The sequence below is a fragment of the Actinoplanes sp. NPDC021490 genome (genome assembly GCF_055562135.1).
The window spans coordinates 24,842-39,416 of sequence record NZ_JBVHFW010000016.1 but is presented as its reverse complement, the minus strand read 5'-3'; the positions used below and the strand labels follow the sequence as shown (position 1 = coordinate 39,416).

The 14,575-nt window shown below is 70.7% G+C and carries 14 protein-coding genes; 7 read left to right on the top strand and 7 right to left on the bottom strand.

Annotated elements, in window-relative coordinates; all coding sequences use genetic code 11:
- Nucleotides 1-32: 32 nt before the first annotated feature.
- Both ACZ3I4_RS34035 and ACZ3I4_RS34030 read right to left on the bottom strand, forming a co-directional pair.
- Entirely contained in the window at nucleotides 33-1,484 is a 1,452-nt protein-coding gene (locus tag ACZ3I4_RS34035) for a caspase family protein (RefSeq protein WP_465386179.1), read from the bottom strand.
- Complete coding sequence (locus ACZ3I4_RS34030; RefSeq protein WP_465386178.1) at nucleotides 1,481-1,867, bottom strand: effector-associated constant component EACC1; 387 nt, start codon at nucleotides 1,865-1,867, stop codon at nucleotides 1,481-1,483. The genes ACZ3I4_RS34035 and ACZ3I4_RS34030 overlap by 4 nt, the downstream gene beginning before the upstream one ends.
- 80 nt (nucleotides 1,868-1,947) lie before the next feature.
- Between ACZ3I4_RS34030 and ACZ3I4_RS34025 the strand changes: the two genes are divergently transcribed.
- From ACZ3I4_RS34025 to ACZ3I4_RS34015, 3 genes are read left to right on the top strand one after another with little or no spacing between them, the layout of a single operon-like run.
- Nucleotides 1,948-2,262: a hypothetical protein gene (locus ACZ3I4_RS34025; protein WP_465386177.1), complete on the top strand. Its 315-nt coding sequence runs from the start codon at nucleotides 1,948-1,950 to the stop codon at nucleotides 2,260-2,262.
- On the top strand, nucleotides 2,259-4,448 hold the full coding sequence (locus ACZ3I4_RS34020; protein WP_465386176.1) for a bifunctional polysaccharide deacetylase/glycosyltransferase family 2 protein: 2,190 nt from the start codon (nucleotides 2,259-2,261) through the stop codon (nucleotides 4,446-4,448). The genes ACZ3I4_RS34025 and ACZ3I4_RS34020 overlap by 4 nt, the downstream gene beginning before the upstream one ends.
- Nucleotides 4,449-4,499: 51 nt before the next feature.
- Nucleotides 4,500-5,849 (top strand): serine/threonine-protein kinase, encoded by a 1,350-nt coding sequence (locus ACZ3I4_RS34015; protein WP_465386175.1) that lies wholly within the window; start codon nucleotides 4,500-4,502, stop codon nucleotides 5,847-5,849.
- Here the strand turns inward: ACZ3I4_RS34015 and ACZ3I4_RS34010 are convergent.
- Together ACZ3I4_RS34010 and ACZ3I4_RS34005 are read right to left on the bottom strand one after the other, a co-directional pair.
- Nucleotides 5,846-6,562: a hypothetical protein gene (locus ACZ3I4_RS34010; protein WP_465386174.1), complete on the bottom strand. Its 717-nt coding sequence runs from the start codon at nucleotides 6,560-6,562 to the stop codon at nucleotides 5,846-5,848. The genes ACZ3I4_RS34015 and ACZ3I4_RS34010 overlap by 4 nt on opposite strands.
- Before the next feature lie 194 nt (nucleotides 6,563-6,756).
- Nucleotides 6,757-8,526: a LamG domain-containing protein gene (locus ACZ3I4_RS34005; RefSeq protein ID WP_465386173.1), complete on the bottom strand. Its 1,770-nt coding sequence runs from the start codon at nucleotides 8,524-8,526 to the stop codon at nucleotides 6,757-6,759.
- 155 nt (nucleotides 8,527-8,681) lie between these two features.
- On the opposite strand from ACZ3I4_RS34005, the gene ACZ3I4_RS34000 reads away from it, so the two are divergent.
- Nucleotides 8,682-9,113 (top strand): hypothetical protein, encoded by a 432-nt coding sequence (locus tag ACZ3I4_RS34000; protein ID WP_465386172.1) that lies wholly within the window; start codon nucleotides 8,682-8,684, stop codon nucleotides 9,111-9,113.
- 23 nt (nucleotides 9,114-9,136) lie between these two features.
- Here the strand turns inward: ACZ3I4_RS34000 and ACZ3I4_RS33995 are convergent, their stop codons facing one another.
- On the bottom strand, nucleotides 9,137-10,654 hold the full coding sequence (locus ACZ3I4_RS33995) for a GntT/GntP/DsdX family permease (protein WP_465386171.1): 1,518 nt from the start codon (nucleotides 10,652-10,654) through the stop codon (nucleotides 9,137-9,139).
- 37 nt (nucleotides 10,655-10,691) lie between these two features.
- On the opposite strand from ACZ3I4_RS33995, the gene ACZ3I4_RS33990 reads away from it, so the two are divergent.
- Entirely contained in the window at nucleotides 10,692-10,967 is a 276-nt protein-coding gene (locus ACZ3I4_RS33990) for a hypothetical protein (RefSeq protein WP_465386170.1), read from the top strand.
- A gap of 8 nt (nucleotides 10,968-10,975) precedes the next feature.
- On the opposite strand, the gene ACZ3I4_RS33985 is transcribed toward ACZ3I4_RS33990, so the two are convergent.
- Together ACZ3I4_RS33985 and ACZ3I4_RS33980 are read right to left on the bottom strand one after the other, a co-directional pair.
- Entirely contained in the window at nucleotides 10,976-11,890 is a 915-nt protein-coding gene (locus tag ACZ3I4_RS33985) for a TetR family transcriptional regulator (protein ID WP_465386169.1), read from the bottom strand.
- Nucleotides 11,887-13,398 carry a DHA2 family efflux MFS transporter permease subunit gene (locus tag ACZ3I4_RS33980; protein ID WP_465386168.1) on the bottom strand — a complete coding sequence of 504 codons (1,512 nt, stop codon included), beginning with the start codon at nucleotides 13,396-13,398 and terminating at the stop codon, nucleotides 11,887-11,889. Before ACZ3I4_RS33980 ends, ACZ3I4_RS33985 begins: the two co-directional genes overlap by 4 nt.
- Nucleotides 13,399-13,451: 53 nt before the next feature.
- Here ACZ3I4_RS33980 and ACZ3I4_RS33975 point away from each other — a divergent pair, with 53 nt between their 5' ends.
- Together ACZ3I4_RS33975 and ACZ3I4_RS33970 are read left to right on the top strand one after the other, a co-directional pair.
- Entirely contained in the window at nucleotides 13,452-14,294 is an 843-nt protein-coding gene (locus tag ACZ3I4_RS33975; RefSeq protein WP_465386167.1) for an amidohydrolase family protein, read from the top strand.
- A gap of 118 nt (nucleotides 14,295-14,412) precedes the next feature.
- Nucleotides 14,413-14,568 (top strand): hypothetical protein, encoded by a 156-nt coding sequence (locus ACZ3I4_RS33970; protein WP_465386166.1) that lies wholly within the window; start codon nucleotides 14,413-14,415, stop codon nucleotides 14,566-14,568.
- The last annotated feature ends 7 nt before the right edge of the window (nucleotides 14,569-14,575 follow it).

Here is a 14,575-nt window from a genome sequence, read left to right as displayed (position 1 = left end):
GCGGCCGCGCGCCGGCCGCACGCCACGGCGAGTTACTGAAGAACCCCCGGAATGAGCAACAGGATGATCCATCCCACGCTCAGGACAAGCGCGATGCAGGACAGGATGCGGGTCGAGAACAACCGGCGGCGGATCGGCTCGGATCGGCCACCGGGCGCGGCCGCGGCGCGGTTCGCGAGCACGAGCGCCGCAATTCCCAGGAACCCGCCTACGAAGATGCAGAAGGACACGGGAACAGACGCCACCCCCAGAAAGAAGGCGATCGTCGCCAGCCTTTCCGCCTCCGGCACTTCGGCCGGCTGGGCCCGGCCCGAGGCGCCCGGGGGCAGCGGACCCGGCCCGGGCGGCCCAGGTCGCGGTTCAGGCCTGTACAAGACGCCCGGGCCGCCTTTCTGGGGCGCCGTCGGCGTCGGCGTCGGCGTCGGCGTCGGCGTCGGCGTCGGCGTCGGCGTCGGCGTCGGCGTCGGCGTCATGTAAACCTCGATACGCAACGTCTGCGCGGTCTGCGAGCGCTGATCACGAACGAGGACCTTGCCGCGGTTGGTTCCCTGGCGTGGATCGAGATGAACGACGAGCCGGTGGCCGTGGATCTCAGGGTGAAGCCAGGCCGAGTCGGTCTCGGCCCGGCAATCCGGCGGCTCGTCCGACAGCGGATAGATCTCCACCACCTCGGGGGGCAGACGCTCCGACGGGTGCACGTCACGCAGGACGATCGAGTTCTCGGACAGGACGAAGGCGGGCCCACCGACGCGTTCGGGCGGCCTCGGCCGCGGCGCGGCCGCCCGGCGGGCCAGCTTGACCGCCGCGTCGCCGTCGAAGCGGCAGTGCGGGACCTGCTTGCTCGTGGCGGTCAGCGAGTCGCGGACGTAATCGAAGATCTCACGCAGGTCGACGAAGCCGTCGTGATCGCGGTCCTCGGCGGCGCCCAACATCCCGGCCACCAGGCACTCGGTGAACAGGCTGGTGCCGGTGGGCGTGGCCGCGTCGTTGGCCAGCGCGCGGCCCCGGCTGCTCGACACGACGAAGCGGCCCGGCCCGGCCAGCGGCGACCCCAGATCACCGCCCTTGAACATGCCGCTGCTGCAACAGTCGAGAATGATCACCGAGCATTTCGCCACCGACTGCTGCAGGAATTCGTTGATCCGCGTGTTGCTGACCGCGGTACGCAACAAACGGTCGGAACGCGTCGTCCGACCGCACAGATAGAGGTTGTTGCGCTCGTCGAGCAGACCATGACCGCTGTAGTAGAGCAGCAGAAGATCGTCTTTTCGCGCGGCCGAAAAGAACAGATCGAGCTCGTCCAGCATCTCGTCCGACGTGCGTTCGGTGATCAACCGGACGTTGTCCTCGGCGAACAGGCCGGTCTCGGGCTGCACGAGCGCGCGGTGCAACCGGGCCACGTCCTTGGTCGGCGCGTTGAGCGGGTTGAGGCTCGCGTCCGAGTCGAAGACGCTGTTGCCGATCAGAAGCGCCCGGTACGTCATTCGCCGTCCCGGGCGAGTCCGGCCGCGGCCTCGACGATCGGCGCCCAGGCGTCCTTCGACGCGTTCTCGGCCGTCACCTCGACCGTCCTCGTGACACCGTCCGCGCCGGTCACGGTCAGTTTGAGCGCGCGGTGCCGGTCTCGCCCGAGCCAGGCCCGGAAGATCTCGAGAGCGGTGTGGAAGGCGCCGGCCGTGCCCAGCGCGAGCACCACCTGTTCCGCCGCGCCCTTGGTGCCCGGCACCGGCTCGCGGACCCGCCGTAACGACCCGGTCTCACGCCGCAGCTCGCTTGTGAGGTCGGCGATCTGGTCGAGCCAGTGGGGGTCCTCGTCGTCGTAGCGGTCGTTGCGGGCGACCAGCGAGAGTTCGAGAGTGTCCGGCATGGCGTCTCGATCCCTCGAACCGCTGACCTTTCTGCGGCCGGGAAGTGCGCATTCCCCGGGCATCTTCTAGCGTCGATGGTGTGCCTGAGGAACCGAGCATCGGGCGGGCTCCGGTGGGACGCCCGCCGAAGGGGCGAGCCCGGGTCGGGCGCGCGGTCGGGAAGGCGCCGCTGCCCGGGAACGCGAAGACCGAGCTGTTCAAGGTGGGCGAGACGGGGCCGCCGCCGGTGTTCGTCGATCCCACGGGTGGGCGGCGGCGGTGGCTGAGGCGTACGGCGTACGCGGTGGGAATGCTCTTGATCGTCGCTCTGATCGCGGTGTGGATCAGCCAGCTCACCGGTGACGCGAAGCCGCCGCCGGCGCCGTGTTCCAGCGGCCGGGTCTGCACGCGGTGACGGTCTATCGGTCGGCGCCGCCGCCGGGAGATCCGTCGGAGTCGACCGCGCGGCTGCCCCCGGTGCAACGCAGGCGCCGGATCCGGCGGCGCAGGGTGGCGGCGGGCGCGCTCGGGCTGACGGTGTTGTTGCTGCTGGCGACCGTCATCCTGGTCTCGGTCTACACCGACGCCGGGTTCAGCCCGGACGGCGCCTCCCCCACTTCGACGGCCAACGGCAAGGTGCCCGAGCAGGTGCGCGACGGCGGGCCGGTGATCGATCTGACCGGCGGGGACGGGCTCCGGACGTACGCCATGCCGGCCCGGACGATCGCGCTGACGTTCGACGACGGGCCGGATCCGCAGTGGACCCCCCGGATCCTCGACGTGCTGGCCAGGCATCGCGCGCAGGCCACGTTCTTCGTCGTCGGCTCGCAGGTGGCGCGGCATCCGGGGATCGCCGAGCGAATTGCGCGTGAGGGCCACGAGCTGGGCGGGCACACGTTCACCCACCCCGACCTGGCCGAGCTGCCCGGGTGGCGGCGCGAGATGGAGAACTCGCAGACCCAGCTGGCCATCGCCAACGCCACCGGCGGCTCGACGCGGCTGATGCGCCCGCCGTATTCGTCGTTCGCCGATGCGCTGACCGACAAGGACTGGCAGACGGTGCGGGCGGTCGGCGCGCAGGGCTATCTGACCGTGCTCGACACGATGGACAGCGAGGACTGGAAGCGGCCGGGCGTGGACGCGATCGTCAGAAACCTCACGCCGGAGGGCACCGCGGGGCAGATCGTGCTGCTGCACGACGCGGGCGGCGACCGCTCGCAGACCGTGGCCGCCCTCGACCGGCTGATCCCCCTGCTCCAGAAGCGGGGTTACCGGTTCAGCACGGTGAGCGCGGCGATCGGCGGGCAGGCGAACCCGGCAGCCGGCGACAATCTGATCTGGCGGGGCCGGGCCCTGGTCTGGTCCGTACGGGTGTCGGACGCCGTGCTCAACCTGCTGTGGATTCTGCTGATCACCGCGGGCGGCCTGATCGTCATACGGACCCTGATCCTGTTCGTCTTCGCCTGGCGTCACTCGCGGCACCGCCGGGGCCCGGACTGGTCGTGGGGGCTGCCGGTCACCACGCCGGTGACGATCGTCGTGCCCGCCTACAACGAGGAGACGACGATCGGGCCCGCGGTGCGCTCACTCGCCCGGTCGGCCCACCCGGGCGTCGAGGTGCTGGTGGTCGACGACGGCTCGACCGACGGCACCGCGGACGCCGTACGGGCGCTGGGTCTGGGCAATGTGCGGGTCGTGCGAATCCCGAACGGCGGCAAGGCGAATGCGCTGAACGCCGGGGTGGCGCTCTCCCGGCACGAGCTGATCGTGATGGTGGACGCCGACACGGTCGTCGAGACCGACGCGGTGCACCGGCTCGTGCAGCCGTTCGCCGATCCGCGGGTGGGCGCGGTCGCGGGCAACGTCAAGGTCGGCAACCGCCGCGGGCTGATCGGCAAGTGGCAGCACATCGAGTACGTGATCGGCTTCAATCTGGATCGGCGGCTGTACGACACGTTCGGCTGCATCCCGACGATCCCGGGGGCGCTCGGCGCGTTCCGCCGGGAGGCGCTGACCGGCGCGGGCGGACTGAGCACCGACACCCTGGCCGAGGACACCGACCTGACGATCGCCATCCACCGCGCGGGGTGGCGGGTGGTCTATCAGGAGGAGGCCCGCGCGTACACCGAGGCGCCGGCCACCGTGAAGCAGCTGTGGCGCCAGCGCTACCGGTGGAGCTACGGCACCATGCAGTCGATGTGGAAGCACCGCAAGGCGGTGACCGACCGGGGCCCGTCGGGACGGTTCGGCCGGCGCGGGCTGCTGTTCATCGTCCTCTTCAGCGTGCTGCTTCCCCTACTCGCGCCGCTGATCGACCTGATGGCGGTGTACGGGCTGCTGTTCCTCGACCGCGAGATCACGATCATCGGCTGGCTGGCCATGCTGGTCGTGCAGGTGCTGACGGCCGTGCTGGCGTTCCGCCTCGACTCCGAACCGCTGCGCCCCCTCTGGACCCTGCCCTTGCAACAGATCGTCTATCGGCAGGTGATGTACCTTGTGCTGCTGCACTCGGCGATCGCCGCGGTCACCGGCCGGCGGCTCAAATGGCAGACGATCCATCGCACGGGCGACCTGAGCTCGGCGCCCGTTCCCGGACGTTGACCTTGGTCGTTGTCGCGTATGGTCTCAGCGGTGTTCGGGTAGAGGAGGTTCATGCCGTCCCCAGGTGAGATTCTCGGTGGTCGCTACCGGTTGGACGATCCGATCGCGGCCGGTGGCATGGGCGAGGTCTGGCGGGCGACCGACACGGTGCTCGGGCGCGACGTCGCGGTCAAGACGCTGCACGCCGACCGGGCCGGCGACCCCGGTTTCCAGGAGCGTTTCCGCCACGAGGCCCGGTCGATGGCCGCGCTGCACCATCCCGGGGTGGCCGACGTCTACGACTTCGGCGAGACCGAGGGCGGCACCGACGCGTACATCGTGATGGCCCGCATCGACGGGCAGCCGCTGAGCGAGCGGATCGCCGAGCGGGGCCGGCTGACCCCGGCCGAGACCATGTCGGTGGTCGCCCAGGCGGCCCGGGCGCTCGAGGCCGCGCACCAGGCCGGCATCGTGCACCGCGACGTAAAGCCCAGCAACCTGATCATCAAGGCCGACGGCACGGTGGTGCTGGTCGACTTCGGGGTGGCCCGCTCGGCCGGCTCGTCGACGCTGACCGGGGCCCGTGAGGTCGTCGGCACGGCCATGTACATCGCGCCCGAGCAGGTCTCCAAGGCGACGACCGGGCCGCCGGCCGACATCTACGCGCTCGGGGTCGTCGCCTACCACTGCCTGGCCGGGAATCCGCCGTTCACCGGCGACAACCCGATCGGCATCGCGATGCAGCACCTCAGCGACCCGCCGCCGGATCTGCCCGAGGACGTGCCGGCCGGGGTCCGCGCCCTGGTCATGCGGGCGATGGCCAAAAATCCGGAGGACCGTTTCGCGAGTGCGGCGGCGATGGCCGAGGCCGCTGACCGGGCCGTGTCGTCCGGTGGTGACACCACGGCGATCCTGGCGGCGCCCCGTTACGCCGCGGCCACGCCGCCGACCATCGTTTCCGAGCCCGTACGTGGTGGGTCCGGCCTGCCCCGCACCACGCTGGTGATGGCCGGGGCCGGGGCGCTCGTGCTGATCGCGGCCATCGCGGCGCTGGCGGCCTTCTGGCCGGACGACGACAAGGGCAAACCGGAAACCGTCCAGCCGTCCCAGTCGGTGCAGCAAACCGTGGGCACGGGTGACGCGCCCCAGCCGACCAGCACGAGGACCCGCCCGCGTACGCAGAACCCGACCACCGCGACGCGGCCCGCGCCCCCGCCCGAGAGCCCGACCACGTCGGCGCCGCAGGTTCCCGGCCCCGGCGCGTCCACCTCGGTGACGCCGACGACGACGCCGCCCGAGGAGGAGGAACCGCCGCCGCCCGACGATGACGATCCGTCGACGCCGGCCGGTGGCGGGAACGACAACGGCGGTGGCGGCGATCAGGGCGCGGAAGCCGGGTCCAACACGGGACCCGGCGCTTAGGCCCGCGCCGCGACCTGGGCCTTGAGCTGGGCCACCTCGGCTGTGAGCTGCTCGATCGCGTCGAACAGCTTGGGCATCTGGTCGTTGGCGATCGTGCCGGTACGCAGATTGGTGGTCACGATCGCCCCGTCGGCGCGCTGCGTCGGCGTGCCCGTGGACCGGCCGACGTTGAAGGCCCAGATGTCGTCGATCTGCGCCTTCACCTGCTTGGCGATCTCCGCGGAGATCCACTTTTTGTCGTCGGCGGTGAGTGCCACGGGAACGTCCTCCAAATGCCAGGAAGCCGCGGAAGCTTCGCGGCTGGTCTCGTACGAGGATGAGAAGTGCGCGTGGTGGTCGTGCGGGTTGGCGCCGGAGTACGCCTGCTGACGCCACCCGTTGCTGGCCGACCAGATGCGGCGGTTGTAGATGATGTAGCGAAGACGGGTCTCGGCGCCCGACCGGCAGCGGGTGAGCAGGAACTGCACCACCTTCTCCATGGTCAGTCCCGGGGTTCGCAGATCGACGTCGACGTCGATCGCGTGCACCTCGTTCTTCCGGTCCGCGTCCCGGATCGGCACGTTGCCGGTCTCGTCGGGGTTGTGGTCCGACTGGCTCGACTGATGGGCCGTGTCGCCGACCGAGCCGTCGCTGGACTTGTCCCGGTTCGGCGCGATCGCGTTGAACTCGGAGCGCAGCTTCACCAGGCAAGGCACCAAGGTCCAGCTGGCCATTCGTCAGCTCCTCACGCTGCGTAGACAACGGCGGGCAACGGTACCAGTACCCGCACAGCGAGGTCATCATTCTATTCGAGCCGGATTGTCGCATGTGGCATAGTCAACTCTCCACTTTGATCATGAACAGCCGGTAACCACGCGTATACAAAACGGGCCGCCGACCTGCGTCGACGGCCCGTTCCACTGAGGACTCAGTCGATGGTGATCCAGACGTCGTCGAGGGCGCCGTGGAACTGGTCGTTGTTCCGGCCCAGGCCCTTGCCGCCGAGGGTGAACGGCCGGCTGCTGTCGACCGAGAGCGACTCCGGGACGGCCGTGGCCGCCTGCACCTGCTCGTCGACCGCGATCTCCAGCGTCGGGCCGGTGCGGCGGCACTCGACGGCGTGCCACTCGTCGTCGGCGATCGAGTGGCGGCTGCGGGCCACGTACGCCGTCCCCTCGCCCTTGCCGGTCAGAACGCAGCTCGGCTTGCCGGTAACGCCGTCCACCTGCAACTTGTACTGCCCGCCCTCGTCGGCGTAGCCCTTCTGCAGGACGTTCTGCCCGTCCGGGCCCTTCGCGCCGTCCGGCGCCGCGGGCAGCCGCAGCCCCACGCCGTACCGGATCGGCTTGTCCTGGGGGTTGAGGTCGGGGGTGTCCGCGGCCTGCAGCACCAGCTTGGGGCAGCCCTCGTCGTCGTCGCAGCGCGGCGGGAAGGTCAGCGCCTGCCCCGCGCCGTGCGGCTCCATCGCGACCTGGCCGCCGTCGCGGGTGACCGCCCGCAGCAGGTGGCCGTGGCCCGAGCCATCGTCGAAGGTGCCGTCCTCGGTCGTCGAGTCGAAGTTGTACGAGGCCACGGGACCGTTCGCCGGCGCGCTCTCGGTCCGGGGCGTCACCCCGCCGAACGCGACGTACCGCTTGCGGGTGATCGCGCTGACCATGGTGAAGTCGCCGACCGCGCTGATCGAGCCGAGCGCCGGGCTGGTCGCGATCTGCCGGGTGCCGACCACGCCGTTGGCCTGCGGCGCCCACGGGAGCAGGTTGCCCTGGGCGTCGATCGCGGCCAGCTTGCCCCGCGCCACCGAACCGTCGGTGCAGACGCCCTTCACACCGTTGTTGGTGGTCGTGCAGGCCTTGTCGAAATGCCCGCCCACGTACGTGGTCCCGTCGAGCACGGCGACGGCCTGCGCGTCGCCGTCGAACACGCGCGTCCAGCGGGTCGCCCCGCCCGGCGTGTACGCGACCGCGCGGCCGCCCTGCCCGCCCAGCGCCACGTACACGCCCGCCGGGTCGGCCGCGACCGAGAAGACCTGCGACACCGGCTTGGGGACGAAGGCCGCGTCGACCGCGCCGGTAACCGGGTCCACGGCCGACAGCCGCAACGTCGGGGTCTTCTTGTTGGTCTTGTGGAAGCGCCCGCCGACGTACACCCGCCGGGAGGTGACCGCGACGGCGTTGACCACGTCGTCGGTTGTCGGCGCCCACGGGTCGAGCGCGCCCGTGGCCAGCGAGAACGCGGCCAGATTGCCGCGCCGCACCCCGTCGACGGCGGTGACCCGGCCACCGAGATAGAGCCGTCCGTTGCCGGTCGCGAGCGCGTTGGGCTGACCGGCGACCTTGTGCCGCATGGGCGTCAACCGGCCGCTCGTCGCGTCGATCCCGGCCACGGCGTCGCGGGCGGTGCCGTTCACAGTGTCGAAGTCGCCCGCCACATAAACGACGCCCCCGGCGATGGCGATGGCGCGCACGTTGGCGTCGGCCGACGGATTCCAGTCGAGCAGGGTTCCCGTACGGGCATCGAGCGCGGCCAGCCGGTTGCGGGCGACGGTCTTGCCGCCGACGATGGCGCCGGTGAAGTTTCCGCCGACATAGACGGTCGAGCCGCGGTAGGCCACCGCGTACACCGGCCCGTTGAACGACGGGGACGACACCGGCTCGGGCGTGACCACCTCGGCGATCGCGACGCCACCCACCGTGATCATGAGTCCGGCCGCGGCTACGGTCAGGCTACGACGGAGGGCGCTTTTTCGGATGTTGGGCACATAGCTCGTTAACTACGCTTCCCGCGCGGGGTTGCGCGCAGTCCTCCGCCGGTGAACGCATCGACTACGACTACCATGTCGCGACTATGTCCGGTATGCGTCGCCTTCTTCTGCCGTTCCTGCTGCCCGGCTTGCTCTCTGGTCTGCTCACCGGCTGTGATGCCGGTCATACACCCGGGGTGGTTCCGGTGCCGATCAGCAACGCGCCCGTCCCGACCGACTCGGCCGGTGTGCCGGCGTACGTCTGCTCGGCGGTCCGCAAGATCCTCACCGAGGGCGCGGGACGGCTGGCCGGCCATGCGGCGGGGTCGGGCGACGAGGTCACCGCGGGGATGAAACAGACGCTGGACGACATGGCGGCCAAGGTCGAGGACGAGCGTACGGGCGTGACCGACATCGGCCTGCTCGACGCGCTGCAGAAGATCACCGACGAATTGGAGGCGGGCGCGTCCCGGCCCGACCCCAAGGCCTACGTCAACGGCGACTTCCCGGCCGTGGGCCAGAAGCTGGACGGGCACTGCGACTAGCCCTTCATTGAACGATTCCTTTGTTAAACGATCAAGCTGAGCAGCATCACGCAGGCAAAGCCGACCACCGAGATGATGGTCTCCATCACCGACCAGGTCTTGATGGTCTGGCCCACGGTCATCCCGAAGTACTCCTTGACCAGCCAGAACCCGGCGTCGTTGACGTGCGAGAAGAACAGCGATCCGGAGCCGATGGCCAGTGCGAGCAGGGCGACGGTCGGCCGGTCGAGGGTGGCCGCCAGCGGCGAGACGATGCCGGCCGCGGTGATCGTGGCGACGGTGGCCGACCCGGTGGCGAGCCGGATGCCGACGGCGACCAGGAAGCCCAGCACCAGCGCGTTGATGTTGGCGTCCTGGGCGGCGTTGGCGACGACGTTGCCCACGCCCGCGTCGACCAGCACCTGCTTGAATCCGCCACCCGCGGCCACGATGAGCAGGATGCCGGCGATCGGCGGCAGCGACCCGCCGATGACGGCCGAGGTCTGCGCCCGGTCGAAGCCGGCCCGCTTGCCGAGGCTCCACATGGCCAGCAGCAGCCCCGCCAGCAGCGCGACGACCGGCTCACCGATCACTTCGACCGCGCCGCGGACGCTGTTGCCCTCGGGCAGGGTCAGCTCGCCGACGGCCCGGGCCAGCATCAGCACGATCGGCACCATGACGGTCAGGACCGCCGGCCAGAAGCCCGGGTTGCGCCGCCGGCCCGGCAGCTGGTCGTCGACCAGCGAATCCGGGCTGCCCGCGGACGGGTTGGCGACGTCGTCGCGGTCGACGAAGTCGTGGCCGCCTACCGGCCCGTCGGCCGCCCTTTCGCTCACCCGCTCCCCGCTCGCCGCCCTTTCGCCGCTTGCCGCCTTTTCGCCGCTTGCCGCCAGCAGGGCGGGCACCGGCAGCGGGACCCGCTTGGCGATCCAGTTGCCGAAGACCGGGCCCGCGATGATCACGGTGGGGATGGCGCAGATCAGGCCGAACATCAGGGTCAGGCCCAGGTCGGCGTTGAGGTTGGCGATCGCGACCAGCGGCCCGGGGTGCGGCGGCACCAGCCCGTGCAGCACAGACAGACCGGCCAGCGCCGGGATGCCGATGCGGAGCAGCCCGATGTCCGTACGCCGGGCCACCAGCAGCACGATCGGCACCAGCAGCACCACGCCGACCTCGAAGAACAGCGGCAACCCGATCAGCGCGGCCACACCCGCCATGGCCCACGGCAACGCCGACCCGCTGACACTGTTGACGATGCGATTGACGATCCCGTCGGCCCCGCCGGACTCGGCCAGCAGAGCACCGATCATCGACCCGAGCGCGATCAGCAGCCCGACGTTGCCGACGGTACTGCCCAGCCCCGCCGTGAACGAGTCGATCGTGTCCCCCGGCGACGCCCCCGCGACGAGACCGAGAGTCGCCGACCCGAGGATCAGCGCCAGGAACGGATGCCACTTGGCCCACGCGATCAGCAGGACCACAACCACGATGCCCAGCACCGCAGCCAGAATGAGCTGTGTTGTCCCCGCGTCGGTGATGGCCTCAGCCGCTATGGACTTCATGAGCCCGCGTCTACCCAACGCCAGTAATTTTCAACCCATGCTTTCCGTACGCTCCGACCTGCGCCCGGTCGACGCCACGTGGCCCTTCGCCTTGCGCGCAGGGCTGGCGGTGGCAGTCCCCCTGACCGTCCTGGTCGCCACCGGCCACACGGACTGGGCCGGCGTGGCCACGTTCGGAGCGTTCACCGCCCTGTACGGCCGCGACGAGCCCTACCGCCGCCGCGCCACGGTGAGGTGGCGCCACGGTGAGGTGGCGACACGATGGGGCGGCGACATTTGGCGCCTGACCAACGAAGCACGCTCAGGCAGCTAGGGCTCCGCCTAGGGAGCCAGCGAATCCAGGTGGGTCCGTAACGCAAGCAGCGCCGCGCGGACGTTGTCGAAGTCGTGTGAGTCGAAGTGCTGTGGGCGGCCCGGGGGCAGGAACGTCAGCGACACTCCCACGAACGCCCCGGCCAGCGCACGGGCGCCGAAGTCCGTGGGCGGGACGTCCAGTCGCTCGGCGATCACGACGGTGAGCATGTCGACCGCCGCGACCATCGCCTGCAACTGGCGGGCCAGCAGTTCGGGGACGGATCGGAAGAGTTCCTGCCGTCGCCGCTCGCTCTCCCACTCCTCGTCGGTGAGCTGCTCGAAGACCTGGCGCATGCCGAGCAGGACGGCGTCGACCACCGGCGTCTCGGGGGGCTGGGCGCGGATCGCTTCGACGATCAGCGGGTCGTAGTCGTCGGTGACGACCACGTCTTCCTTGGTCGGGAAGTAGCGGAAGAAGGTGCTCGGCGACACCTCGGCGGCCTCGGCGATCTGCTCGACGGTCGTCGCGGCGTATCCGTGCTCGGTGAACAACCGCATCGCCGACTCGCGGATCGCCGCCCGCGTCCGGGCCTTCTTCCGCTCCCGGAGCCCGGCCGTGCCCGCACGCTCGGTAGCCCCGGCACGCCCAGCGGCGCCGGGACGCCCACCAGCGCCGCGCTCAGTGGCGCCGGCAGGCTCGGTGACCCCCGCATGCTCAACGGCGCCCGCACGCCCGCCGTCGCCCGCACGCTTGGATGCCTCCGCACGTTCGGTCGCCCCCACACGCCCAGCGGCGCCCGCCCGCTCGGAAGCCGCCGCCCGCTCGGAAGCCGCCGCCCGCTCGGAGGCCCCCGCCCGCTCGGAAGCCCCCGCACGCCCAGCGGCGCCCGCACGGCCGCCTGTGGCCGAGGGGGCGGCGGCGGCGCGAGCGTCTGAGGTCATACGAGTGATTCTGCCAAAACCTCCGGCTGCGTCTCCGCGGGCCGCGTGGGCATGACGACGAGCGCGAGCACGAAGCCCAGCGCGGCGAGCACGCCGGCCACGAGCAGAGAGCGGTCCATCCCGTACGCGAAAGCCGCCCGCACCGACTCCCCCAGCCCGGCGTTCCCGCTCTGGGCGGCCACGCCGACGCCCGACGTGACACTCTCGCGCACAGCCGACCCGTCCGCGGGAGCCAGCCCGGAAACGTCGACGTGGGAGCGATAAGCCGAGTTGAGCACCGTCCCGAGCACGGCCACGCCCACCGCCCCGCCGACCTGGCGCAAGGCCTGCAGCAGCGCGTTGCCGATTCCCGCCCGGGCCGGAGTCAGGGTTCCGATGGCAGCGTTCAGGGCCGGCGGCATGGTCAGGCCCAGCCCGAGACCGGTCAGCGTGATCCAGACGGCGATGTACCCGTACCCGGTGGAGGCCGACGTCTGCGCGCCCAGCAGCGACGCCACGGCGATCAGGCCGAGCCCGCCCGCGATCACCAGGCGCGGGCCCACGGCGGCCACCAGCTTTTCCGCCACGCGGGCGCCGACGATCAGGCCGCCGATCACCGGCAGCAGCCGGATTCCCGAGCCGAACGCGTCGTGGCCGCCTACGGCCGAGAACAGCTGGGGCAGTGAGAACAGCAGTCCGAGCATGGCGAAGCTGGCCACGGTCGCGAGCACCGCCCCGCCCGTGAACGCCGGGTTGCGGAACAGCGCGAGGTCGACCAAGGGGGACGCCGCCCGCCGCTGCCAGAGGACGAACACGACCAGCAGCACGATTCCGGCCGCGATGGTGATCAGCGAACGCGCGTCGGACCAGCCGCGCGAGCCGGCCTCGATGATGCCGTACGTCACGGCGACCAGCCCGCCCGTCGACAGGGCCATCCCGGCCACGTCGATCCGGGAGGACTCGCCGCGCGACGAGGGCAGCCACACGGCCAGCGCGACGACCCCGGCGATGACCACGGGCACGTTGATCAGGAAGACCGAGCCCCACCAGAAGTTGTCGAGCAGCCAGCCACCCAGCAGCGGGCCGAGTGGGATGCCGAGCGCGCTTGCGGTCACCCAGATGGACATGGCGCGGGACCGTTCGCGGGCGTCGAACAGGGTGGTCAGCACGGCGCCGGACAACGGCATGATCACCGCGGCGCCGAGACCGAGGACCGCGCGGGCGGCGATCAACTGGCCCGAGGTCTGCGCGTAGGCACAGGCGACCGACGCCGCCCCGAAGAGCAGCAGCGCCCCGATCAGCATCCGTTTGCGGCCGAACCGGTCGCCGAGCAGGCCGGCCGGCAGCAGCGCGGCCGCCAGCACCAGGAGGTAGGCGGAGGTGAACCACTGCAGGTCACCGGTGGAGGCGTCGAGATCGCGGGCGAGGGTGGGCAGGGCGACGCTGAGCACGGTCGAGTCGAGGCCGACCGCGAGCGTGCTCAGCGCCATCGCGGCGAGCGCGTACCAACGCGAAGTGGAAGTAGCCATGATTTGAGAGTAGCTGTCAGTTCGTAGTGACTGTCAAGTTGTAGGCTGGCGATGTGATCGAACGCTTCGCCGACGTGCACACGCATTTCGTGCCCCCGCGCATGCAACGCCGGGTGTGGGAACACTTCGATCAGGCCGGTCCGCTCATCGGCCGGCCGTGGCCGATCACCTATCGCGGGACGGAGCAGGAACGCGTCGAAACGCTCAGAACGCTCAACGTCCGGATGTTCACTGCGCTCGCATACGCGCATCGGCCGGACATGGCGGCCGACCTCAACAAGTGGACGCTCGCGTTCGCCGCGCGCACCCCGGGATGCCTGCCGAGCGCCACTTTCTTCCCGGAGCCGGGCGTGGAGGCGTACGCGCGGGAAGCTCTTGATCGTGGGGCGGTGATCTGGAAGGTCCATCTGCAGGTCGGCGGGTTCGATCCGCGCGTGGCCGAGCTCGACCCCGTGTGGGGACTGCTGGCCGAAGCGGGGACGCCGGTGGTCGTGCACGCCGGGTCGGGGCCGGTGGCGGCCGGGTTCACGGGGCCCGGACCGATCGGCGACGTGCTGCGCCGCCACCCGCGGCTGCCGGTCATCGTCGCGCATGCGGGCGCACCCGAGTACGAGGGCTTTCTCGAGCTGGCCGAGCGCTACGAACAGGTCCGGCTGGACACCACGATGGCCTTCACGGACTTCTTCGAGCAGATGGCGCCCTACCCGCGCGCCCTGAAACCGCGGCTGCGCGATCTTGGACTGGCCGGAAAGGTGCTGCTGGGCAGCGACTTCCCGAACATCCCGTACCCGTACGAGCACCAGATCGACTCGCTCGCCCGGCTCGACCTGGGCGATGCGTGGCTGGAGGCGGTCTGCTGGGCAAACGCGCAATCGTTGTTCGCGGCGCGCGGGTGAAGTTGCGCGAATCGCGGGCACCGTTGTTCGCGCCGCGCGGGTGAAGTTGCACGAATCGCGTGCGCGGACGTGCCACGATCATGTACTGACACGCCCGGTCGTGGAAGGAGCCGATCTGATGAAGAAAGCCGTGGGCTGGATCGTGCTCATCCTCGTCATCTTCTACATAGGCACGAACCCCGGCCCGGCGTCGGAGATCGCGCAGGGCATCGGCGACGGTGTGGCCGAGGTCTTCCGCAATGTCGGGATCTTCGTACGCGAACTGGCGACCTGACGTCGCG

Excerpts from the sequence above, each read along its gene's own strand:
- ACZ3I4_RS34035 (WP_465386179.1), bottom strand. The coding sequence starts at position 1,484 with ATGACGTACCGGGCGCTTCTGATCGGCAACAGCGTCTTCGACTCGGAC.
- ACZ3I4_RS33990 (WP_465386170.1), top strand. The coding sequence starts at position 10,692 with ATGCTTTCCGTACGCTCCGACCTGCGCCCGGTCGACGCCACGTGGCCC.
- ACZ3I4_RS33980 (WP_465386168.1), bottom strand. The coding sequence starts at position 13,398 with ATGGCTACTTCCACTTCGCGTTGGTACGCGCTCGCCGCGATGGCGCTG.
- ACZ3I4_RS34010 (WP_465386174.1), bottom strand. The coding sequence starts at position 6,562 with ATGGCCAGCTGGACCTTGGTGCCTTGCCTGGTGAAGCTGCGCTCCGAG.
- ACZ3I4_RS34015 (WP_465386175.1), top strand. The coding sequence starts at position 4,500 with ATGCCGTCCCCAGGTGAGATTCTCGGTGGTCGCTACCGGTTGGACGAT.
- ACZ3I4_RS34030 (WP_465386178.1), bottom strand. The coding sequence starts at position 1,867 with ATGCCGGACACTCTCGAACTCTCGCTGGTCGCCCGCAACGACCGCTAC.
- ACZ3I4_RS34000 (WP_465386172.1), top strand. The coding sequence starts at position 8,682 with ATGCGTCGCCTTCTTCTGCCGTTCCTGCTGCCCGGCTTGCTCTCTGGT.
- ACZ3I4_RS33970 (WP_465386166.1), top strand. The coding sequence starts at position 14,413 with ATGAAGAAAGCCGTGGGCTGGATCGTGCTCATCCTCGTCATCTTCTAC.
- ACZ3I4_RS34005 (WP_465386173.1), bottom strand. The coding sequence starts at position 8,526 with ATGATCACGGTGGGTGGCGTCGCGATCGCCGAGGTGGTCACGCCCGAG.
- ACZ3I4_RS33995 (WP_465386171.1), bottom strand. The coding sequence starts at position 10,654 with ATGAAGTCCATAGCGGCTGAGGCCATCACCGACGCGGGGACAACACAG.
- ACZ3I4_RS33985 (WP_465386169.1), bottom strand. The coding sequence starts at position 11,890 with ATGACCTCAGACGCTCGCGCCGCCGCCGCCCCCTCGGCCACAGGCGGC.